General features: G+C 69.6%; 19 protein-coding genes. 10 read left to right on the forward strand and 9 right to left on the reverse strand.

The annotated features are described in order from the left end of the window. Positions 1–87 precede the first annotated feature (87 nt). The gene (locus tag ABT061_RS06410; RefSeq protein WP_350913327.1) at positions 88–795 is read right to left on the reverse strand and encodes a DUF5941 domain-containing protein; all 708 of its coding nucleotides are present in this window, start codon (positions 793–795) and stop codon (positions 88–90) included. Then, on the reverse strand, positions 792–2369 hold the full coding sequence (locus ABT061_RS06415; protein ID WP_350913329.1) for a CDP-alcohol phosphatidyltransferase family protein: 1578 nt from the start codon (positions 2367–2369) through the stop codon (positions 792–794). The genes ABT061_RS06410 and ABT061_RS06415 overlap by 4 nt, the downstream gene beginning before the upstream one ends. A 177-nt stretch (positions 2370–2546) precedes the next feature. Between ABT061_RS06415 and recO the strand changes: the two genes are divergently transcribed. After that, complete coding sequence (gene recO, locus ABT061_RS06420; protein ID WP_350913331.1) at positions 2547–3284, forward strand: DNA repair protein RecO; 738 nt, start codon at positions 2547–2549, stop codon at positions 3282–3284. After that, entirely contained in the window at positions 3281–4060 is a 780-nt protein-coding gene (locus ABT061_RS06425; protein ID WP_350913334.1) for an isoprenyl transferase, read from the forward strand. The genes recO and ABT061_RS06425 overlap by 4 nt, the downstream gene beginning before the upstream one ends. Positions 4061–4123: 63 nt before the next feature. Here ABT061_RS06425 and ABT061_RS06430 read toward each other — a convergent pair whose 3' ends face one another. From ABT061_RS06430 to ABT061_RS06455, 6 genes are all read right to left on the reverse strand, one after another. Then, positions 4124–4672, reverse strand: a complete 549-nt coding sequence (locus tag ABT061_RS06430) for a CGNR zinc finger domain-containing protein (protein ID WP_343978465.1) — start codon at positions 4670–4672, stop codon at positions 4124–4126. A gap of 258 nt (positions 4673–4930) precedes the next feature. Further along, positions 4931–5338: a Fur family transcriptional regulator gene (locus ABT061_RS06435; RefSeq protein WP_350913337.1), complete on the reverse strand. Its 408-nt coding sequence runs from the start codon at positions 5336–5338 to the stop codon at positions 4931–4933. Further along, entirely contained in the window at positions 5335–6168 is an 834-nt protein-coding gene (locus ABT061_RS06440; protein WP_350913340.1) for a metal ABC transporter permease, read from the reverse strand. Before ABT061_RS06440 ends, ABT061_RS06435 begins: the two co-directional genes overlap by 4 nt. Continuing rightward, positions 6165–6917 (reverse strand): metal ABC transporter ATP-binding protein, encoded by a 753-nt coding sequence (locus tag ABT061_RS06445; RefSeq protein ID WP_350913342.1) that lies wholly within the window; start codon positions 6915–6917, stop codon positions 6165–6167. The genes ABT061_RS06440 and ABT061_RS06445 overlap by 4 nt, the downstream gene beginning before the upstream one ends. A 36-nt stretch (positions 6918–6953) precedes the next feature. Beyond that, the gene (locus ABT061_RS06450; RefSeq protein WP_350913345.1) at positions 6954–7925 is read right to left on the reverse strand and encodes a metal ABC transporter substrate-binding protein; all 972 of its coding nucleotides are present in this window, start codon (positions 7923–7925) and stop codon (positions 6954–6956) included. Positions 7926–8122: 197 nt separating this feature from the next. Further along, a complete protein-coding gene (locus tag ABT061_RS06455; RefSeq protein WP_350913348.1) occupies positions 8123–8512 on the reverse strand; it encodes a DUF6703 family protein in 390 nt (129 codons plus the stop codon). Between the two features lie 115 nt (positions 8513–8627). Here ABT061_RS06455 and ABT061_RS06460 point away from each other — a divergent pair, with 115 nt between their 5' ends. The 5 genes from ABT061_RS06460 (at position 8628) to ABT061_RS06480 (ending at position 15671) form a co-directional block, all read left to right on the forward strand. Continuing rightward, a complete protein-coding gene (locus ABT061_RS06460; protein WP_350913351.1) occupies positions 8628–8906 on the forward strand; it encodes an antibiotic biosynthesis monooxygenase family protein in 279 nt (92 codons plus the stop codon). 131 nt (positions 8907–9037) lie between these two features. Then, a complete protein-coding gene (locus ABT061_RS06465) occupies positions 9038–10423 on the forward strand; it encodes a glycine--tRNA ligase (protein WP_350913354.1) in 1386 nt (461 codons plus the stop codon). 94 nt (positions 10424–10517) lie between these two features. Beyond that, positions 10518–11189 (forward strand): response regulator transcription factor, encoded by a 672-nt coding sequence (locus tag ABT061_RS06470; protein ID WP_350913357.1) that lies wholly within the window; start codon positions 10518–10520, stop codon positions 11187–11189. 394 nt (positions 11190–11583) lie between these two features. Then, positions 11584–14226, forward strand: coding sequence for a pyruvate, phosphate dikinase (gene ppdK / locus ABT061_RS06475; RefSeq protein WP_350913359.1), 2643 nt, complete (start codon positions 11584–11586; stop codon positions 14224–14226). Between the two features lie 212 nt (positions 14227–14438). Continuing rightward, a complete protein-coding gene (locus ABT061_RS06480; RefSeq protein WP_350913362.1) occupies positions 14439–15671 on the forward strand; it encodes a deoxyguanosinetriphosphate triphosphohydrolase in 1233 nt (410 codons plus the stop codon). Between the two features lie 13 nt (positions 15672–15684). Here the strand turns inward: ABT061_RS06480 and ABT061_RS06485 are convergent, their stop codons facing one another. After that, a complete protein-coding gene (locus tag ABT061_RS06485) occupies positions 15685–16518 on the reverse strand; it encodes a M23 family metallopeptidase (RefSeq protein ID WP_350913364.1) in 834 nt (277 codons plus the stop codon). Positions 16519–16742: 224 nt separating this feature from the next. On the opposite strand from ABT061_RS06485, the gene dnaG reads away from it, so the two are divergent. From dnaG to ABT061_RS06500, 3 genes are all read left to right on the forward strand, one after another. Further along, a complete protein-coding gene (dnaG, locus tag ABT061_RS06490; RefSeq protein WP_350913367.1) occupies positions 16743–18593 on the forward strand; it encodes a DNA primase in 1851 nt (616 codons plus the stop codon). Positions 18594–18778: 185 nt separating this feature from the next. After that, the gene (gene rpoD, locus ABT061_RS06495; protein ID WP_386271728.1) at positions 18779–19882 is read left to right on the forward strand and encodes an RNA polymerase sigma factor RpoD; all 1104 of its coding nucleotides are present in this window, start codon (positions 18779–18781) and stop codon (positions 19880–19882) included. A gap of 123 nt (positions 19883–20005) precedes the next feature. Then, positions 20006–21304 carry an MGH1-like glycoside hydrolase domain-containing protein gene (locus tag ABT061_RS06500; protein WP_350913369.1) on the forward strand — a complete coding sequence of 433 codons (1299 nt, stop codon included), beginning with the start codon at positions 20006–20008 and terminating at the stop codon, positions 21302–21304. Position 21305: the final 1 nt, after the last annotated feature.

A 21305-nucleotide genomic window follows, 5' to 3' on the forward strand; every position in this document is an offset into this window, starting at 1 on the left:
GCGGTCACCCCCGGTCCTGCTGATGAATGGAAATGCCGCCGGACAGGTGACCTGTCCGGCGGCATCCGCCAGGTGTGCGGTTTCCGGTCAGGTCTGCTCGGCCTCGCCGGTGGCCTGTTCCTGGGCCTCCTCGGGGGAGGCCTCCAGGTCGTCGCCCGCCTGGGCGAGCGCCGTCTGCTTGTCCAGGCCGACCCAGCTCGTCACGCTCTCGACGGCGAACAGCACCCCGAGGTAGACGGTGAGCGCGGCCAGCACCCAGGTCAGCACGCCCAGCGCGGCACCGGCGCCGATCAGCAGCAGCCTGAGCTCCCAGCCCAGGCCGGCCCGGAAGACCCAGGGGGCCGGCCAGATGCTCTGCCGCGTCCGGTACACCGTGTCGTAGGTGTGGTAGCCGATCACGTAGATCAGCACGTACAGCAGCCACTTGGGCGCGTCGGCCGCCAGGCCGATCAGGATGATCGCGAGGAACTCGGCCCCGCGGATCAGCGGCGGCGCCAGCCAGTCGAGCTTGCCGAGATGGTCGCGGGCCGCGGTGGGCAGCACCAGGACGATCATGATCAGCACCGGGACGAGCAGGATCGGCCCGTCCACCAGCATCCCGGTCACCGCCATCGCGATGATCGCCAGCAGTGCGGCGAGCGTGGCGGGCACCGGGGGCAGCCCGGGGCCGACCTTGTCCCGCAGCAGCGTCACCAGCGGGCCGTCGTCGCGGTAGGCGAGCAGCCGCGCGGTCTGGATGCGCAGCCGCTCCTCGTACGGGTCCGGAGCGGGGATGGTCTGTGGCTGGGTGATCATGCGAGAGACCTCATCAGGCGTCCGGTGAGCGAGTAGGCGGCGCCGATGCCACCCCAGATGATCAGTGTCAGGAAGGTGACCCTGGCGTCGAACAGGGCGCTGACGATCGCGATGGCGGCGAAGCGCTCACCGATGGGGAACACGATCATCTTGCGGGCCCAGTGCACGGCCCGGAACCTGCCGGCCCTGCCCCACATCCTCAGCAGGTTGCGGATCCCGCCGCCCTGGGCGACCCTGCGCTGCTCCAGCGCCTGGCGAAGGCCGGTGTCGGCGCTGACCGACAGCGGCACCGAGGGCAGCGGCGACGGGGGCTTGCGCCGGTTCGCCGCGCCGTAGGAGAAGTCGAGCAGATGCTTGATGGACTGCACGCCGAGCGCGATCAGCGCCAGCGTCCACACGTCGCCCACACCTGAGACCGCCGCGCCGACCGCCAGACCGGCGAAGACCACGTACTCCTTGAACCGGTCGAAGGTCGCGTCCAGCCACGCCCCGAGCACGCCGAACTTGCGGGCGTACCGCGCCACCTGGCCGTCCACGCAGTCGAACACGAACGCGAAGTAGATCAGCACACCGCCCGCGACCATACCGGCCCGCTCGCCGGTGGCGAAGCAGAGCGCCGCGGCCACACCCAGCGCGATCGAGATCAGCGTGACCTGGTTGGGGGTCAGCCCCCGCCTGGCCGCCCAGCGGGCGATGAACCGGGAGTAGGTGCTGACGAAATAGGTGGTGAAGAAACCGTCGGCGCCCTTCACCGCGTTGTTCAGCCTGGCCCGGTCCTCGTCGAACGTGGCCATCTCCGCCGGCGCCTCGGTGGCCTGCTCGGGAGTGGACACCCGGCGGTAGAACAGGTCCCGGCGGCCGCGGACGCCGACCGAGACGCCCTTGCGGACCAGGCCCAGGACCAGCAACTGGACCAGGTCGTCGTCGGGGCCCAGCAGGTGGGCCATGTCGGCCAGCTCGCGGGCGGCCTCGGCGAGGACGGGCGCGTGCTTGTGGTGCAGGTGCAGCGGGCCGAGCAGGACCGCGTTGGGCCTGGTCACCGCATGGAAGGCCGAGCCCACCGAGATGATGCGGGACCTGCGGGCGCGTACCCGGACGGGCAGGTCCTCCAGCCTCCGGTCGCCGATCTCCGGCTGCGCCTCGTCGATCGGGACGTCGGGGACGATGGCGTCGCCGTTCTCGTCCTCCTCCCGCGGCTCCCTGACGATCAGCGCGAGCGCCCCGCGCTTCGACTTGGTGATCTGGTAGATCAGCTCGTCGTGGATCAGTGAGTTGGCGGGCAGGATGAGCAGGTTCTCGGTGGCGTCCTCGACCGCGTCGGCCAGGGCGCGCAGGTCGCCGGCCAGGTCGGAGGTCTCGACGAGCCTGCCGGGGAAACCGCGGTAGGCGGCGGCCTCGCTCGATCGGGCGATCGTCACCGGCTCGGAGTCGAGCGAGGCGAGCTGGCCGTGCAGCTTGCCGATCACCGTGGGGCAGCCGGCAAGCGCGGGCAGGGTCAACGCGGCGGGCGGCGTCGCCTGGCCGGTAGCGGCATAGGGGCCGGGCGATGAGCCCAGCAGGACCACGCGGGGCATGGCACCCTTTCGTGCGGAGACGGGTGTGAGGCGGTGTAGCGGAGGATACGTTGCGTCAGAGGCCAAAGTTTAGTGAGTTTTGGGCGAACAACACGCACCAGTGATCTATCCGTGTCGTTTGATCATGGTTGCACCTCTGCCAAGTGAACCGTCCCGCGCCCCCACTACACTGTGCGGGTGAGTCTGTACCGTGATGACGGCATCGTGCTGCGCACCCACAAGCTGGGCGAGGCCGATCGCATCGTCACGGTCCTGACCAGGCGGATGGGCAAGATCCGGGGGGTCGCCAAGGGCGTCCGGCGCACGACATCACGATTCGGCAGCCGGCTCGAACCGTTCACCCATGTCGATCTCCAGCTGCACACCGGCCGCACCCTCGACGTGATCACCCAGGCCGAGACCATCCAGCCGTACGGCCGGCCGCTCGTCGCGGACTACCCGCGCTACACGGCGGGAACCGCGATGCTGGAGACCGCCGACCGTCTGATCATGGGAGAGAAGGAGCCGGCCCTTCGCCAGTTCCTGCTGCTGGTCGGCGGCCTGCGCACACTCGGTTCCGGCGCCCACGAGGCCAGGCTCGTGCTGGACGCCTACTTCCTGCGCTCTCTCGCGGTCGCCGGTTACGCCCCCGCCCTGGAGGCCTGCGCCCGCTGCAAGGCGGTCTCGGTGCGGGCCTTCGCCATCGTGGCCGGCGGCGTGGTGTGCGGGGCCTGCCGTCCCGCGGGCGCGGCGGTGCCCGAGGGGGAGACCCTGGCCCTGATGGTCGCGCTCCTCAAGGGGGACTGGCCCACCGCCGACGCCTCGGGGCCCAGGCACCGGGCCGAGTGCAGCGGTCTGGTCGCCGCGTACCTCCAGTGGCACCTGGAACACGGCATACGCTCTCTCCGACACGTAGAAAGGGAGCTCGCCACGTGAACGTCCGCCCGCCCGTCCCGCACCCCTCCGGCGCAACCCCGCCCGCGATCCCGCGTGACCTCGTGCCGCGGCACGTGGCGATCGTGATGGACGGCAACGGCCGGTGGGCCAAGCAGCGGGGCCTGCCCCGTACCGAGGGGCACAAGGCGGGCGAGGCGTCGCTCTTCGACGTGATCGAGGGCGCGATCGAGCTCGGCATCCCCTACCTGTCGGCCTACGCCTTCTCCACGGAGAACTGGAAGCGCTCCCCTGACGAGGTCCGCTTCCTGATGGGTTTCAACCGCGACGTCATCCGCCGCCGCAGGGATCAGCTCCACGCGATGGGCGTGCGGGTCCGCTGGGCGGGCCGCCCCGGACGGTTGTGGCGGAGCGTCATCCAGGAACTGCGCGACGCCGAGCAGATGACCGAGGGCAACTCCAAGCTGACCCTGCAGTTCTGCGTCAACTACGGCGGCCGTGCCGAGATCGTGGACGCCGCCCTGCGCCTGGCGCAGGACATCGCCGAGGGGAAGGTCAAGCCGGGCAGGGTGAAGGAGGAGACCTTCGCCCGCTACCTGGACGAGCCGCAGATCCCCGACGTCGACCTGTTCGTGCGTTCCTCCGGCGAGCAGCGCATCTCCAACTTCCTGATCTGGCAGACGGCGTACGCCGAGATGGTCTTCCTCAACCGCCTCTGGCCCGACTTCGACCGCCGTGATCTGTGGGAGGCATGCGAGACGTACGCCAAGCGCGACAGGAGGTACGGCGGAGCCGTGCCGAACGTGGTCGCGGAATAACGGCGTGTCCCGGGCGCCCTCGACGCGCCGCCAGGTGCGCCCGGTCGAACGCGGAGAGTGACGTCAGGCCCGGCGTCGCGCGCGATAGGCGGCCACGTGCATCCGGTTCCCGCAGGTGCGGCTGTCACAGTAGACCCGCGAGCGGTTGCGCGACTCGTCCACGAAGACGTGGTCGCAGTCCGGCGCCGAGCAGGTGCGCAGGCGCTCCCACTCGTCCTCGACGAGCAGGTGGGCCAGGGCGACCCCGATGTCGGCCGCCAGGTGCTCGTGGAGTGAGGCGTCCGGCGCGAAGTAGTGGACGTGCAGGGGGTGGCCGTCGTGCTCCGCCAGGCGCGGGGTGATGCGGGTCCCGCTCAGCAGGGTGTTGAGCCGGATGACCGCGGTGGGCTGGTCCGGGGCGGTGAAGACCTTGTGGAAGGCCTCGCGCAGGGCGCGCACCTGGGCCAGGTCGGCGGCGTCCAGTTCACCGATCCCGCTGACCTCCCAGCGTGCCACGAAGTCGCCGAGCTCCCGCAGATCGGTAAGGGTGTCCTCGCCTCCGGTGGAGGGGGAGGTGTTGACCAGGTCGACCGCGGTGGCGAGTGAGTGCACCATGTCATGTCCGAATGGCATGTTGACTCCTGTAGGAAGCGGTTACAGCGTGGGCTCGCGGTGGCTTGCCGTGTCGGAAGCGTATCTCTCCGGTGGACCTTCGTGCCTTCTCTCTCGCGCTCACATCGCGATGGCGCGCCATGTGAGCACCCGGCGGGCGTGATCTTCAGCGGCGCTGCGTCCGGTGCGCCCCGCCGCGTGCGCCGTGTCGCCCGGTGCGGTGCTCCGGGCGCGGATCGGTCAACCCGGGACCCGGCCCGCCAGGGGATCCCGGCGGGCTCAGGCGCGGCTCGGCGTACGGGCCGGTTTGGCGGCTGTGGAGCAGACGGTGCAGGTCCCGAAGATCTCCAGGGTGTGGGTGATCTCGGTGAACCCGTGCTCGGAGCCGATGGCCTCGGCCCAGCGCTCCACCGCGGGTCCGGCCACCTCCACCGTACGGCCGCAGGTGCGGCAGACCAGGTGGTGGTGGTGGTCGCCGCTGGCGCACGCCCGGTAGACCGACTCGCCGTCGTCGGTTCTCAGCACGTCGACGTGACCGGTGTCGGCGAGCGCCTGGAGCGCCCGGTAGACGGTGGTCAGTCCGATCTTGGCGCCTTCCGCGCGCATCTCCGCGTAGACGTCCTGCGCGCTGCGGAAACCCTCACTCTGACGGAGGACCGCGTGGACGGCGTCACGCCTGTTGCTCATGGGCTGGACTCCTGAGGTCGACTTCGGCGTATGAATCTACCGAGCCCGAGGGCGAGGACGAACCCCGTGAGAGCAACGATCACGATGACCGCGCCCGGCGGGACCTCGACGTAGAAGGAGGAGGTCAGGCCGCCGACCGTGGAGATCATCCCGAAAAGCATGGAAAGCAGCATCGTGCTCGTGAAACCTCGGGTGAGCTGCTGGCTGGTCGCCACCGGCACCACCATCAGCGCGCTGACCAGAAGCAGTCCCACCACGCGCATGGCGATGACCACGGTCAGCGCGGCGGTCACGGCGATCAGCAGGCTGAGGAAGCGGACCGGCAGGCCGCCGGCCCTGGCGACCTCCTCGTCCTGGCAGAGCACGTAGAGCTCCCGCCCGAAGACGGCCAGCACGCCGAGGACCGCCGCCGCCAGCAGGCCGATCACCCACACGTCCTCGACGGGAACGCTGCTGATCGAGCCGAACAGGTAGGACGTCAAGGTGGCGTTGCTGCCGCCCGGGGCCAGCGAGATGAGCAGTACGCCCCCGGCGATGCCGCCGTAGAACAGCAGCGCGAGTGCCACGTCACCGCTGGTCCTGCCGCGCGCGCGGACCAGTTCGATGGCCACGGCGCCGAGCACGGAGACCAGCACGGCGGTCAGCACCGGGGCGGTCCCGGTCAGGAAGCCCAGGGCCACGCCGGTCAGCGCGACGTGCCCGATGCCGTCGCCCAGCAGGGCCAGGCGGCGCTGGACCATGAACGTGCCGATGGCGGGCGCGACCAGGCCGACGAGGAGGGCGGCGATCAGCGCCCGTCGCATGAAGTCGAACTGCAGAAGCTCGATCACGACGTGGGTCTCCAGTCGAGCGGGCTCACCGGCTCCTCCTCGGCGTGCGGGTGCACGTGGTCGTGGCCGGGCAGCGCGTGGGCGCCGACGGCGTGGGGCGGCGGGCCGTCGTGGCAGACGTACCCGTCCCGCAGGACCACCGCGCGGGTGATCAGAGGTTCCAGCGGGCCGAGCTCGTGCGCGACCAGCAGGACCGTCTTGCCCTGCTCCATGAGCACGGACAGGGTCTCGGCGAGGAGCTTCTGGCTCTCGGAGTCGACGCCGGCGGTGGGTTCGTCCATGACGAAGGTGTCGGGCTCCCCGGCGAGGGCGCGGGCGATCAGCACCCGCTGCTGCTGGCCGCCGGACAGGGCCTGCACCGGGTCGGCGGCGCGATGGGCCAGGCCGACGGCGGCCAGCGCCCGGCCCGTCGCCTCCCGGTCGGCCGCGCTGGTCGGCCGCAGGCGCCGCTGCCTGGCGATCCGTCCCGAGGCGACGACCTCGCGGATCGTGGTCGGCACGCCGCCGCCCACCGAGAGCCGCTGGGGCACGTAGCCGATCCGCCACCACTCGCGGAACCGGGCGGGAGGCCTGCCGTACAGCAGGGTCTCGCCGCCGGACAGGGGGATGAGGCCGAGCAGGGCGCGGATGAGGGTGGACTTCCCCGACCCGTTCGCGCCGAGTACGGCCACCGCCTCGCCGGGCTCGACGGACAGGTCGATCCCGCGGAGCACCGGGCGGCGGTCCAGGTTGACCTGGCCGCCGCTCATGGTGAAAACCGTTTTGCTGGATGTCACGTGTGGCCCTTACGAGCAGCTGAGCGCAGATTGGAGGACTTCAAGGTTCCGGCGCATGGCGGACGGGTAGTCGCCGTTCGCCGGCTGGCTTTCGACCGGGTCGAGGACCGCGGTCTTCGCACCGACCTCCTGGGCGAGAACCTCGGCGACCTTGGGGCTGACGAGGGTCTCGGTGAAAATCGTAGTCACTTTCTCCTGCTTGGCCACTTTTGCCACTTCAGCGAGGCGGGCGGGAGAGGGGTCGGCCTCGGGATCGATTCCGCTGATGCCGACCTGGTGGAGCCGGTAGCGGTTGGCGAGATAGCCGAACGCGGCGTGGCTGGTGACGATCGCGCGGGAGGAGCAGGTGGCCAGGCCCTTGGCCAGCTCGCCGTCCAGGGCGGTGAGGCCGGCCGCGGTTTCGGCGGCCCGCTCCCGGTAGCCCTGCGCGTGCGCGGGGTCGGCGGCGGCGAGCCTCTCGCCGAGCCGGGTGGCGACCGTCGCGAAGCGGGCCGGGTCGAGCCAGAGGTGGGGGTCGTAGTCGACCTCCTCGTGGCCGTGCTCCTCCTCGCCTTCGTGGCCCTCCTCCCCGGCCGCGGGCAGGGTCGGGACCGAGGAGGCCACCTCGAAGCTCCGGTCGGCGGCGTGCTGTCCGACCGCCTCGTCCACGGCGGGCTGGATGCCCTTGATGTAGACGACGAGGCTCGTCTCCTGCAACCCGGCCACCTGGAGCGGGGACAGCTCCAGGTCGTGCGGCTCGACGCCGGGCTTGGTCAGGCCGGTGACCGTCACGTCGGGGCCGCCGACCTGCTCGGCGAGCCACTGCAGGGGATACATGGCCGCGGTGACGACGGGCTTGCCCGCCGCGGAGACGCCTGACGCCCCCCCGGGCGATTCACCGGCCGAGCCGATTTCGGCGCCGCAGGCGGTGGCGACAAAGGCGGCGGCCACGACCAGGCTCGCATTACGTATGCGGATACGTCGGGAGGACTCGGACATCATGTCATCCAGTATGCGCGCAAATGAAAATGGTTGTCAAAATCACCTACGGGCTCGATGATCGCCGGCCCGGCGGACGGGAGCGGTCTCCGCGTCAGCCCGGTCGCCCCCGGTGCGACGGCTTCACGCGCCGGGTGCCCGCGACGTACGGGCGCCGCGGAGCCCGGGAGCGCGGTGCGCGCGGCGAGGGTCGGGCGGCGTCAGAAGGCGCCGAAGCGGTCGGCGGCGAGCAGGATCAGGAAGGTGAGCAGCGCGATGCGCAGCAGACGGCCCCCGGTCCCCAGGGACGGCCACGACATGTAGGCGAGCCAGCCGACGAACCCGATCACCGGAAGCACCGCGACGCCACCCCAGAAGGAGGCCACCGCGAAGCCGGTCAACAGGAGGATCACCAGCACCACCGGGGCGATCCAGCGGGGGAGCTGGAACAGGAAGACCAGCGGGGCCGCGCTGCGCCGCTCGGCCTTCTTTCGCAGCCCGGTCGCCCCCGGTGTGAAGAACTGCTCGCCCGCGGGCAGCGGACGCCCGCCTCGCGGGCGCCGGGGCTGTGCCAGCGGATGTGCGGGGCGTTTCCCGTGCTTGTCGGCCACAGGCCGAGCCTAACGCCACAGCCCCCGCCGCGACACGCCCCGATGCCCGGTACGACACCGCGGCTCTCGCCCCGCCCGGTACGGGGCCGGAGGCGGGCTCTGGCATGCTGGGCGGATGCTCGCTGTCATCCGTTATTCGGTGCCGCCCGGCCAGACCGAGGAGTTCCTGGCCAGGGCCCACGAGATCGTCGACACCCTGGCAGGGCAGCCGGGGTACCTGCGCGGCAGGGTGTCGAGATCGGTGGACGAGCCGGAGCTGTGGGCGCTGGTCAGCGAGTGGGAGGGCGCCGGGTTCTACCGCAGGGCGCTGGGCGCGGCGCGGATGGCGATGTATCCGCTGATGACGCTCATGATCAACGAGCCGAGCGCGTTCGAGGACGTCGACCGTCCCTGAGGTTCGGCGGAAGCTTTGCCGGAGTGAGGCGGGCGTCATGGTTTATCCGCACGTCCCGAGGGTCCGTCTCCCCTAAGCTGGATGTTCAATCAATTCCTCGCCGACCTCCAGCCGGATGGAGATTTTCCCTTATGGCACGCCGTACCGACATCATGGACACCATCGTCAGCCTCGCCAAGCGGCGCGGTCTTGTGTATCCCTCCAGCGAGATCTACGGTGGCCTGCGCGCGTCGTGGGACTACGGTCCACTGGGCGTGGAGCTCAAGAACAACGTGAAGCGGCAGTGGTGGAAGACCGTGGTGCAGGGCCGTGACGACGTGGTCGGTCTCGACTCCTGTGTGATTCTGGCCCGCGAGGTGTGGCAGGCCAGCGGTCACGTGGACACCTTCACCGACCCGCTGACCGAGTGCCAGGCGTGTCACAAGCGCTACCGCGCCGACCACCTCGAAGAGGCGTACAGCGAGAAGCACGGGAAGGACCCCGTCAACGGCCTGGCCGACATCACCTGCCCCAACTGCGGTAACAAGGGCTCCTTCACCCAGCCCAAGCAGTTCAGCGGCCTGCTGAAGACCTACCTCGGCGCGGTCGAGGACGAGTCGGGCCTCGCCTACCTGCGGCCGGAGACCGCCCAGGGCATCTTCATCAACTACCTCAACGTGCAGCAGTCGGCGCGCAGGAAGATCCCGTTCGGTATCGGCCAGATCGGCAAGTCGTTCCGTAACGAGATCACCCCGGGCAACTTCATCTTCCGTACCCGTGAGTTCGAGCAGATGGAGATGGAGTTCTTCGTCAAGCCGGGCAGCGACGAGGAATGGCACCAGTACTGGATCGACGAGCGCTTCCGCTGGTACACCGACCTGGGTATCAACCCCGACAACCTGCGTATCTACGAGCACCCGCAGGAGAAGCTGTCGCACTACTCCAAGCGGACCGTCGACATCGAGTACCGCTTCAACTTCACCGGCAGTGAGTGGGGCGAGCTCGAGGGCGTCGCCAACCGTACGGACTTCGACCTGACCGCGCACGGCAAGGCCTCCGGTACCGACCTCAGCTTCTTCGAGCAGGACACCGGCGAGCGCTACGTCCCGTACGTGATCGAGCCGGCCGCCGGTGTCGACCGCGCCACGCTCACCTTCCTGATCGACGCCTACACCGAGGACGAGGCGCCCAACGCCAAGGGCGTCATGGAGAAGCGCACGGTCATGCGGCTCGACCACCGGCTCGCGCCGGTCAAGGTCGCGGTGCTCCCGCTGTCGCGCAACGCCGACCTGTCGCCCAAGGCCAAGGACCTGGCCGCCCAGCTCCGCCGCCGGTGGAACGTCGAGTTCGACGACGCGGGCGCGATCGGCCGCCGCTACCGCCGCCAGGACGAGATCGGCACGCCGTTCTGCATCACCGTCGACTTCGACACTCTCGACGACCAGGCGGTGACCATCCGCGAGCGTGACTCGATGGCCCAGAAGCGGGTGGCCCTCGACCAGGTCGAGTCCTACCTCCGCCAGCACCTCAACGACTGAGGAAAGGGCCCGCCCCGCGACGACACGGGAGCGACGGGGGCGGGGACGGTGGTGGCAGCCGGGTTTCGGGCCGTGCACGATCTAGGTTCGTACCATGCGACTGCTCGTTGTCGAGGATGAGGAAGACCTGGTCGAAGCCCTGCGGGTGGGGTTCGTCCGGGCTGGTTACGCGGTCTGCGTCGCCCGGGACACGGCGCAGGCCGCCGAGAGGTTGCAGGCCGACCCGTACGACGTGGTCCTGCTCGACCTCGACCTGTCCGGCCGTGACGGCTTCGAGCTGTGCCGCGCGCTGCGGCGGACCGCCCACGGCCGGACCGCGCGGATCATCATGGTGACCGCGCGGGACCGGCTGGACGACCGGCTTCTCGGGCTGGACGAGGGGCCCGACGACTACCTGGTCAAACCGTTCGCCTTTCCCGAACTGCTGGCCAGGGTGCGCGCGCTGCCGCACCGGGAGCAGGGCGACGACACCGCGATCTTGCAGGTGGGGGACCTGCGGCTGGACATCTCCAGGGCCGAGGCCCGGGCGCGGGGACGGGAGCTGGGGCTCACCCCGAAGGAGTTCGGCGTGCTGCGCTACCTGATGGCCCGCTGCGGGCACGTGGTCTCGGCGGAGGAACTGCTCGAGCACGTCTGGGGCGAGCACGCCGACCCCTTCACCAACACCGTGCGGGTGACGGTGGGCAATCTGCGACGCAAGCTCGGCGCCGAGGGCGTGATCGAGACCGTGATCAGTAGGGGGTACCGGCTGCGGGAGGGCTCCTGAGGCCGTTCCCCGCGGCTCTGTGTGAAAAGCCCGATTTATGTGGCGATGTAGCTGTGAGAGGGATCCTGAGGCGGTTCCCCCCTACCACAGTTCTGTATGAAAAACCCGAGTCATGCGGCGGTGTAGTTGATGCCCGGCCGGTCGCCGAGCCCGCCGTGAACGGCGTTGAAGCCGGAGAAATTGGTTTACACCAATTGGCGGGAGTCGGTTTCCGAAGTGATCAATATCATCGCGTATTTGGCCCAGATTTGAATTGGATTAGACCGGTTCATCTGCTCTGAGCTGGGAAAATGCAGTGTTGCCTGATGGGTGCCGTTTCGTCGTCTTGTTCGTCGGTAGAGTCCGCAGGGAGGCGGAATCAGACGCCGGTTTTGAAGTCGAAGAAGGAGCAACCGTGCCCAAGTACGTTTACGACTTCACCGAGGGCAACAAAGATCTCAAGGGTCTGCTCGGAGGTAAGGGGGCAAACCTCGCGGAGATGACCAATCTCGGGTTGCCGGTTCCCCCCGGCTTCACCATCACCACCGAGGCATGCCAGAACTTCCTGCGGGACGGGGTCATTCCCGAGGGAATGCGGGAGGAGGTCTCCGCGCACCTGGCCGCGCTGGAGGCCAAGATGGGGCGCCGACTGGGCCAGGCCGACGACCCACTCCTGGTGAGCGTGCGCTCGGGGGCCGCGTTCTCCATGCCCGGCATGATGGAGACCGTTCTCAACATCGGTCTGAACGACGAATCGGTCCACGGACTGGCCAAGCAGGCGAGTGGCAACGAGCGTTTCGCCTGGGACTCCTACCGGCGCCTCATCCAGATGTTCGGCAAGACCGTCCAGGGCATCGACGGTGAGCTCTTCGACGAGGCCCTGGAGGAGCTCAAGGCCGGCCGCCACGACCTGGAGCTGGAGGCGGCCGACTTCCGGCGCCTGGTCGCGACCTACAAGGACATCGTCCGTGCCCAGACCGGCGAGGACTTCCCCGCGGACCCCCACCGGCAGATGAGCATGGCGGTGGAGGCCGTGTTCAAGTCGTGGAACGCCCCGCGAGCCGTCCTCTACCGCCGTCAGGAACGCATCCCGGCCGACCTGGGCACTGCGGTCAGCGTCTGTTCGATGGTCTTCGGCAACTGCGGCATGGACTCCGGAACCGGTGTGGCCTTCACCCGCGACCCCGGCTCGGGACAGCAGGGCGTCTACGGCGACTACTTGCAGAACGCCCAGGGCGAGGACGTGGTCGCGGGCATCCGCAACACCATGCCGCTGCAGGAGCTGGAGAGCCTCGACAAGGCCGTCTACGACGAGCTCATGCGGATCATGGAGACGCTGGAGAACCACTACCGGGACCTGTGCGACATCGAGTTCACCGTCGAGCGCGGCAGGCTCTGGATGCTCCAGACCCGGGTGGGCAAGCGGACCGCGGGCGCGGCCTTCCGCATCGCCGTGCAGCTCGCCGACCAGGGGCTGATCAACCTCGACGAGGCCGTGACCCGGGTGACCGGCCACCAGCTCGCCCAGCTCATGTTCCCCCGTTTCGCCGCCGACTCCGGCGGCGAGGTGATCGCCAAGGGGATGAACGCCTCACCGGGCGCGGCCGTCGGCAAGGCCGTCTTCTCCACCGAGCGGGCCGTCGAGCTCGCCGCGCGGGGAGAGGCGGTCATCCTGGTCCGCAGGGAGACCAACCCCGACGACCTGGCCGGGATGATCGCCGCCCAGGGCGTCCTGACGAGCCGCGGCGGCAAGACCTCGCACGCCGCCGTGGTCGCCAGGGGCATGGGCAAGACCTGCGTCTGCGGGGCCGAGGAACTGGAGGTCTCGGTCAAGGACCGCAGGTTCACCACGTCTTCCGGCATCGTGGTCTCCGAGGGAGACGTCATCTCCATCGACGGCACCAGCGGGACCGTCTACCTCGGTGAGGTGCCCGTGGTCCCCTCTCCGATCGTGGAGTACTTCGAGGGGGTGGGCGACCAGGACGACGAGCTCGTCGGCGCCGTGCACCGGATCATGTCCCACGCCGACGAGGTACGCCGGATGGCCGTGCGCGCCAACGCCGACAACGCCGAGGACTCCGCCAGGGCGCGCAGGTTCGGTGCCCAGGGCATCGGGCTCTGCCGTACCGAGCACATGTTCCTCGGCGAGCGTCGCAGCCTGGTCGAGGACCTGGTGCTGGCCACCTCCGAGGAGGGGCGTGAGCGGGCACTGGCCGCGCTGGAGCCGCTGCAGAGGGCGGACTTCACGGGGATCTTCCAGGCGATGGAGGGGCTGCCCGTCACGATCCGCCTGATCGACCCGCCGCTCCACGAGTTCCTGCCCGACTTCACCGAGCTGTCGGTGAAGGTCGCCCTCGCGGGCGACGGGGCGGAGAAGAAGGACCGCGAGCTGCTGGCCGCGCTCAAGCGGCTCCACGAGCAGAACCCGATGCTGGGCCTGCGCGGTGTCCGGCTCGGCCTGGTCATCCCCGGCGTGTTCGCCATGCAGGTCCGGGCGATCGCGGCGGCGGCCAAGGCCGTGCCCGGCAGCCGCGCGGAGATCATGATTCCGCTCGTGGCCGCGGTCCAGGAGCTGGAGCACGTCAAGGACGAGGCGCGGAAGATCCTTGCCGAGGCCGGGGTCGAGGCGCTGATCGGCACGATGATCGAGGTGCCGCGCGCGGCGCTGACCGCCGGCCAGATCGCCGAGGCCGCCCAGTTCTTCTCCTTCGGCACCAACGACCTGACCCAGATGACCTGGGGTTTCTCTCGCGACGACGTCGAGGCCGCGTTCTTCTCCAAGTACTTCGAGCTTGGCGTCTTCGGTGTCTCCCCGTTCGAGACCCTGGACCGTGACGGCGTCGGCAGGCTCGTCGGCATCGCCGCGGAGGAGGGCCGCAAGGTCCGGCCCGACCTGAAGCTGGGCATCTGTGGCGAGCACGGCGGAGACCCCGACTCGATCCACTTCTGCCACCAGATGGGTCTGGACTACGTGTCCTGCTCGCCGTTCCGTGTCCCGGTCGCCCGGCTGGAGGCCGCTCGCGCCACCCTGGCCCGCGCCGGATCCGACACTCGCTGACCTCCGGATCTCACCCGGAACTTCGCGGGTGTGCCGCCTTCGGCACCGCCGGAGGCGGCACCCGCGGAGTCGGGCCTCGTGGTCGTCCCACCGCACCGGGGCGGCCCCGGGGTCCGGTACGAGCCGGGGCAAAGGTCACGGGTCCCGGTAACCAGGTGTTTTCTCGCCGTTCCGCATAGTGCTCTCCTTTCGCGGATAAAATCACTGCACTTATGCATGGCTATGACGAACACGACCAGGTCAGGTGGGTGCCGGAACCTCCCGGCAACCCCGGCAGAAACCCGTTCGGGCGTGATCGGGCACGCGTGCTGCACAGCGCCGGGCTGCGGCGGCTCGCCGCCAAGACCCAGGTCGTCGGCCCGGGAGAGACCTTCGGCAGCGGCCAGCACATCCCCCGAACCCGCCTTACCCACTCGCTGGAGTGCGCGCAGATCGGCCGGGAGATGGGTGAGGCGCTGGGCAGGAACCCCGACCTGGTGGAGACCGCCTGCCTGGCCCATGACCTCGGCCACCCGCCGTTCGGCCACAACGGGGAGACGGCGCTCAACGAACTCGCCGCCGGGTGCGGCGGCTTCGAGGGCAACGCGCAGAGCCTGCGCCTGCTGACCCGGCTGGAGGCCAAGGTGGTCACCGAGGACGGCCGTAGCGCCGGCCTCAACCTCACCCGCGCCGCTCTGGACGCGGCGGTCAAATACCCGTGGACCAGGGAAAGAAGTGCCAAGTACTGCGTCTACGACGATGACCTGCCGGTCTTCGAGTGGATCAGGGAGGGCGCACCCGAGGGGCGGGTCAGCTTCGAAGCCCAGATCATGGACTGGGCCGACGACGTCGCCTACTCCGTGCACGACCTGGAAGACGCGCTCCACTCGGGCAACGTGGTGCTGGAGGCGATGCGCGACCCGGCGGAGCGCCGGGAGGTCTGCGCGACCACCCGCGAGTGGTACGCCCCCGACGCGGAGCCCGGCGAGCTGGAGGATCTCTTCGGGCGCCTGATCACCCAGCCGCTCTGGCCCCGCCACTTCGACCGCTCGCTCGCCGACCTCGCCGCGATCAAGGGGCTCACCAGCTCGCTCATCGGCCACTTCTGCAGGTCCGCCGAGGTGGCCACCCGCGAGGCGTACGGCCCGGCCGCCGGGCGCTACAGCGCCGACCTGATCGTGCCCAGGGCCACCCGGCTGGAGTGCGCGCTGCTGAAGGGGGTCACCGCCCACTACGTGATGGCCAGCGACGCGCACAACGCCAACCAGGCCAGGCAGCGCGAGCTGATCCACGACCTGGCCCACCAGATCATGCTGGGTGCCCCCGGCACCCTGGAACCGGCTTTCAGGCCCGCCTTCACCAGGGCGGCGGGGAACGCCGATCGGCTCCGCGTGGTCATCGACCAGATCGCCTCGCTCACCGACACCTCCGCGGTCGCCTGGCACCGCCACCTGGCGGGTCACTGATCCGCTGTCGCGCTCAGCCGCCGCCCAGTGTGATCTGCTCCTGCTCCTCGGGCTCCTCCGGCTTCTTGGTGGGCTTCTTCGTCGGCGTCGGCTTCGACGCGCAGAGGGTGACGCACCTGGGAGCCGCCCCGGTCCGGTTCATCACGGCCCGCATCTCGTCGGCCGGAGAGAGCGTGGGGTTGCCCTTCAGCCAGGCGTCCAGATAGTCCCACGGCTTGACCATGCCCCGGCGGACCCACCACAGCGAGGGATCGGCCTTCCAGGAGATCGCGAAATAGAGGTTGCTGGCCGTGGAGCGGGCGTTGCCCGAGTTGCCGACCTGGCCCAGGACCTGGCCGGCGCTGACGCGCAGCCCCGGCCGGACCTCCGGGGCCACCTTGTCCAGGTGGCCGCCCAGGTAGCGCACGCCGTCGTCGCCGATGACCGTGACGAAGCGCCCCTCACGGTCGGCGCCGCGATCGGTGGACGGCTTCCAGCGGTTCTTGACGTTGACCTCGTCGACCACGCCGTTCACCGGCGAGACGAAGGAGCAGCCCTTGGCCGCCCAGATCGTGGTCTTGGGCAGTACCAGAAGCCTGCTCTGGTAGTTGACCGAGCAGCCCTTCACCGGGAAGACATAGCTGTGTTCGGAAACCTTCGGCGGCGGAACCCGCACCGGGGGGTCGGCCTTGGGACGGTCGACCGCCGTCTGCGGGGCGGGGGTCGGCGTCGCCTCGGGCATGGTCGCGGTGACCGAGGCCGGTGCCCCGGCGGCGGCCTCGGACTCGAAGCTCGGAGCCGCCGTGCCGATGCCCGCCACCCCACCCGGCGACGCGCAGGCTCCGGTGACGAGTACCGCACCTGTCACAGCGGCCAATCGTGCTATATGCCCCGATCGCATGATCTCCACCCGCGTACATTATCGAGAATCCGCCTTTACCTTTGTAACCGACGTCATGGTTGGTCACGACCGCTTCGGGAAAGTCATCGTTCCTCCTGTCCCTCCCGTCCCGGCGGCACCGCTGCCACCCGTCCGGAGGCGGACCGGGCCGACTGCTCCGACCTGTCGGGGGGCCGGACTAGACTCGCGGCGTGGCAGGCCGGATCAGTGACGAGGACATCGCGCTCGTACGGGAGCGCTCACCGATCGCCGACATCGTGGGCGAGCACATCCAGCTCCGCAACGCGGGCGGCGGCAACCTGAAAGGGCTCTGCCCCTTCCACGAGGAGAAGAGCCCGTCGTTCAACGTGACCCCCACCCGGGGGTACTGGTACTGCTTCGGCTGCGCCGAGGGCGGTGACGTCATCACCTTCGTCCGGCGCCTGGAGCACCTGTCGTTCGGCGAGGCGGTCGAGCGGCTGGCCGGCCGGGCGGGCATCCAGCTCCGCTACGAGCAGGGCGGATACGTCCCGGGACGCGAGCAGGGCGAGCGCACCCGCCTGATCGAGGCCCATCGGGCGGCGGCCGAGTTCTATGCCTCGAAGCTGTCCGCACCCGACGCCGCGATCGGGCGCAGATTCCTGTCGGAGCGCGGGTTCGAGCGGGTCGACGCCGAGCGTTTCGGCGTCGGGTACGCCCCGGCCGAGTGGGAGGCGCTCTCGCGGCACCTGATGGCCAAAGGGTTCACCAGCGCGGAACTGATCAAGGGAGGGCTGGCCAAGGAGGGGCGGCGCGGCCCGATCGACCGCTTCCGGGGACGGCTGGTCTGGCCTATTCGCGATATAACCGGCGATGTCATTGGTTTCGGCGCGCGGAAGTTGAACGACGCCGAAGACGGGCCGAAGTATTTGAACACCCCGGAAAGCCCGCTCTATAAGAAGAGCGAGGTTCTCTACGGTGTCGACCTGGCCAAACGCGAGATCTCCAAGCGCTCCCAGGCCGTGATCGTCGAGGGCTACACCGATGTGATGGCCTGCCACCTGTCGGGCGTGCCGACGGCGGTGGCCACCTGCGGCACCGCGTTCGGCGAGGAGCACATCAAGGTGCTCCGGCGGCTGCTGCTCGACCACACGGGCTCCCAGGGCGAGGTGGTCTTCACCTTCGACGGTGACTCCGCCGGGCAGAAGGCGGCGCTGCGCGCCTTCGCCGACGAGCAGAAGTTCGCCACCCAGACCTTCGTGGCGGTGCAGGCGGACGGGCTCGACCCGTGCGACCTGCGCATCAGGCAGGGCGAGGCGGCCGTGCGCGACCTGATCGCCGGCCGGGAGCCGCTGTTCGCCTTCGCCATTCGCAGCGTGATCTCCCGCTACGACGCGAGCACCAACGAGGGGCGGCTCGCCGGACTCGACGCCGCGGCGCCCATCGTGGCCCGGATCAAGGACCAGGGGCTGCGCAAGCTGTACGCGGTGAGCCTGGACCGCTGGCTCGGTTTCAACGACGAGAGCTTCGTGCTGGACCGGATCATGGAGGTGTCCCTGCGGGCACAGCCGGGTCCCCGTCAGAAGGCCAGGCCGAGGAAGGTCGCGGACCTGACCGATCCCACCGTCAGGACCGAGGCCGAGGTTCTCAAACTGGCGGTGCAGCGTCCCGCGCTGCTCGGCCCGGAGTTCGACGTGATGGGCGGGGAGGCGTTCACCCTTCCCGAGCATCTCGCCCTCTACAAGCTCATCGCCGACGCGGGCGGCACGGCGGCGGCCGGAGCCGGTGGGCGAGAGTGGGTGGACCGGTTGCTGAACGGCGTGAGCGACTCCCTGAGAGGGCTCCTGACCCGTTTCGCGGTCGAGGAGATCCGCGCCGACCTGACGAGCGAGGAACGGTACGCGGCTGGGCTGCTGGTGGCACTCGAACTGATCGCCGTCACCCGCGTGCTCGATCAGCTCAAATCACGCATGGAGCGGACCAATCCCGTCGAGGAACCGGAGGAGTACAAGCGGCTGTACGCGGAACTGGTCGCGCTCGAGCAGCAGCGGCGCGTGCTGAGGGAACGCGCCGCCGCGAGCTGATCGCGTAATTGGCTTTAATATCCGCGAGGCGATTCCACCAAACCCGAATAAGGTCTCAATTCGATAATGATCGCAGCCTTACCTTCGGTGACAAAAATAGGTCTGCCATTTAGGGGACCCAATACAGCAGACTGTCTCCCGTGGGTGCATCGGTGCTGCCAAGTGGGCCGCCATCGGTAGACCAGGTGGCCGACCTCGTCACGAAGGGAAGGGAGCGCGGAAGCGTCACGGTCGATGACGTGGCCGCCGCTCTCGACAAGTCCGAGCTGCCGTCCGACGCGCTTGAACGCGTCGTCCGCATGCTCGCCGAGCACGGAGTGGAGGTCCTCGAGCCCCAGAGCGACGAGGAACCCGCCCGGTCCGATGAGGAGGATATCGGGAAAAGGGCTCCTACCAGCGATCTCGTCCGGATCTACCTGCGGGAGATCGGTCGTGTGCCCCTGCTCACGGCCGAGGAGGAGGTGGAGCTCGCCAAGTCCATCGAGGCGGGCCTGTTCGCCGAGGACAAGCTGACCAGCGTCGTCTCACGCCTGGTCTTCCCGGAGTTCAAGGAACTCGCCTGGCAGGGCACGCGGGCCAAGCAGCGGCTGATCGAGGCCAATCTGCGGCTGGTCGTGTCAATCGCCAAAAGATATGTGGGGCGCGGCATGCTGTTCCTGGATCTCATCCAGGAGGGCAACCTCGGGCTCATCCGGGCGGTCGAGAAATTCGACTACACCAAGGGCTACAAGTTCTCCACATATGCCACCTGGTGGATTCGCCAGGCGATCACCAGGGCCATCGCGGACCAGGCGCGCACCATTCGGATTCCGGTGCACATGGTCGAGACGATCAACAAGCTGGTGCGTGTCCAGCGCCAGCTCCACCAGGACCTCGGCCGCGAGCCCGCGCCCGAGGAGATCGCCCTGGAGATGGACCTGCCGATCGACAGGGTGATCGAGATCCAGCGGATCGCCCAGGAGCCGGTCTCGCTCCAGTCGCCGATCGGTGAGGAGGACTCCGACCTCGGTGACTTCATCGAGGACGCGGACGCGGTGGTCCCGATGGAGGCGGCGGCCTTCATCATGTTGCAGGACCAGCTCGACGACATCCTCGCGACGCTCTCAGATCGGGAACAGCGCATCATCCAGCTGCGCTTCGGGCTCGCGGACGGCCACCCCCGGACGCTGGAGGAGGTCGGCAGGGAGTTCGGCGTGACGCGCGAGCGCATCCGTCAGATCGAGTCGAAGACCCTCGCCAAGCTACGCCACCCGACGAGGGCGCAGATGCTCCGCGACTACCTCGACTGAGGAGCCGTACGGCGCGGGCCCCGGGAACCTCGGTTCCCGGGGCCCGCGCCGTTTCGTGGCCCTTTTTCCCGCGTCCGGAAAGGCGGGCTGTTCTCCCGGCCGATACAGGCGCAGACTGGGCGGATGGAGTCGCGAGCGGCGGTCGACGATGCCGCGCTCGGGCGCGAGGCGTGGTCCGTGCTCGACGCGAACTCGACGGGTGCCGCGACCGTGCCCGCGCCGGGCCTCTATCCGCACCAGTGGAACTGGGACTCCACCTTCGTCGCGATCGGCCTGGCCCGCTGGGACACCCGCAGGGCCGGGACCGAACTGCTCAGCCTGCTGGCGGGACAGTGGCACACCGGGATGGTGCCGCACATCGTCTTCCAGCCCGCCCGCGAGGAGGTCTACTTCCCAGGCCCGGCCGTCTGGCGCTCGACGGAGCACCGGGCCGCTCCCCACGGCGTGTGCACCTCCGGGCTGACCCAGCCGCCGCTGCAGGCGCTGGCCCTGTGGTGGGTGTGGCGGCACGCGGCCGACCGCGACACGGCCGTGGCCCTCGTACGGCGGATCTACCCGATGCTGGTCGCCCAGCACGACTACCTCGCCACGTCCAGGGACCTGGGCGGGGGAGGGCTGGCCGCGATCGTGCATCCATGGGAGTCGGGGATGGACGACAGCCCCGTCTGGGACGCCCCGCTGGAGGCGCTGCCCCCGGTCCGTCACGCCTACCGGCGAGAGGAGCCCTCCCCGTGGCATCCCGACAGCCACCACGACCGCTACATGGCGCTGGTCCTGGGCTACCGGGACTCCGGCTACGACCCGGCCTACCTGAGAGACGAGCACCCGTTCGCGGTCGAGGACCCGATGTTCAACGGGATCTGGCTCGCCTCCTGCCAGGCGCTCGTCGAGCTGGCGCCGGTGGCCGGAGCGGACGCAGGTCCGCACCGGGAGGCGGTGGAGCGGATCCGCGCCGCGCTGCTGGACCGGCTCTGGGCCGACGGCGTCTTCCGCGCCCGTGACCTGCGCGCGGGGCGGCTCAGTTCCATCCGCACGGTCGGCTCCTTCGGCCCGCTGCTCGATGCGGGGCTGCCCGCCGACAAGGTCGCGGAACTGGTGGGGGCGCTGGAGTCGGCGAGCTTCATGGGAGCCGCGGGGTACCCGGTGCCGAGCTGTGAGATCCGCGCTCCGCAGTTCGACCGGTCCTGCTACTGGCGCGGGCCGTCCTGGGTGAACACCAACTGGCTGCTGCGGCGGGCGGCGGCGGTGCACGGCCTGGTGGGGCTGGTGCGGGTGCTGGGCTCGCAGACCCTGCGCCTCGTACGGCAGGCGGGTTTCCGCGAGTGTTTCGACCCCTTCGACGGCAGCGGACGAGGCAGCCGGGACTTCTCCTGGTCGGCCGCGCTCACCCTCGACCTGCTCGCGGATACCGTGGAGTGTTGAG

This window comes from Streptosporangium sp. NPDC002544 (assembly GCF_040295965.1).
Lineage (GTDB): Bacteria > Actinomycetota > Actinomycetes > Streptosporangiales > Streptosporangiaceae > Streptosporangium.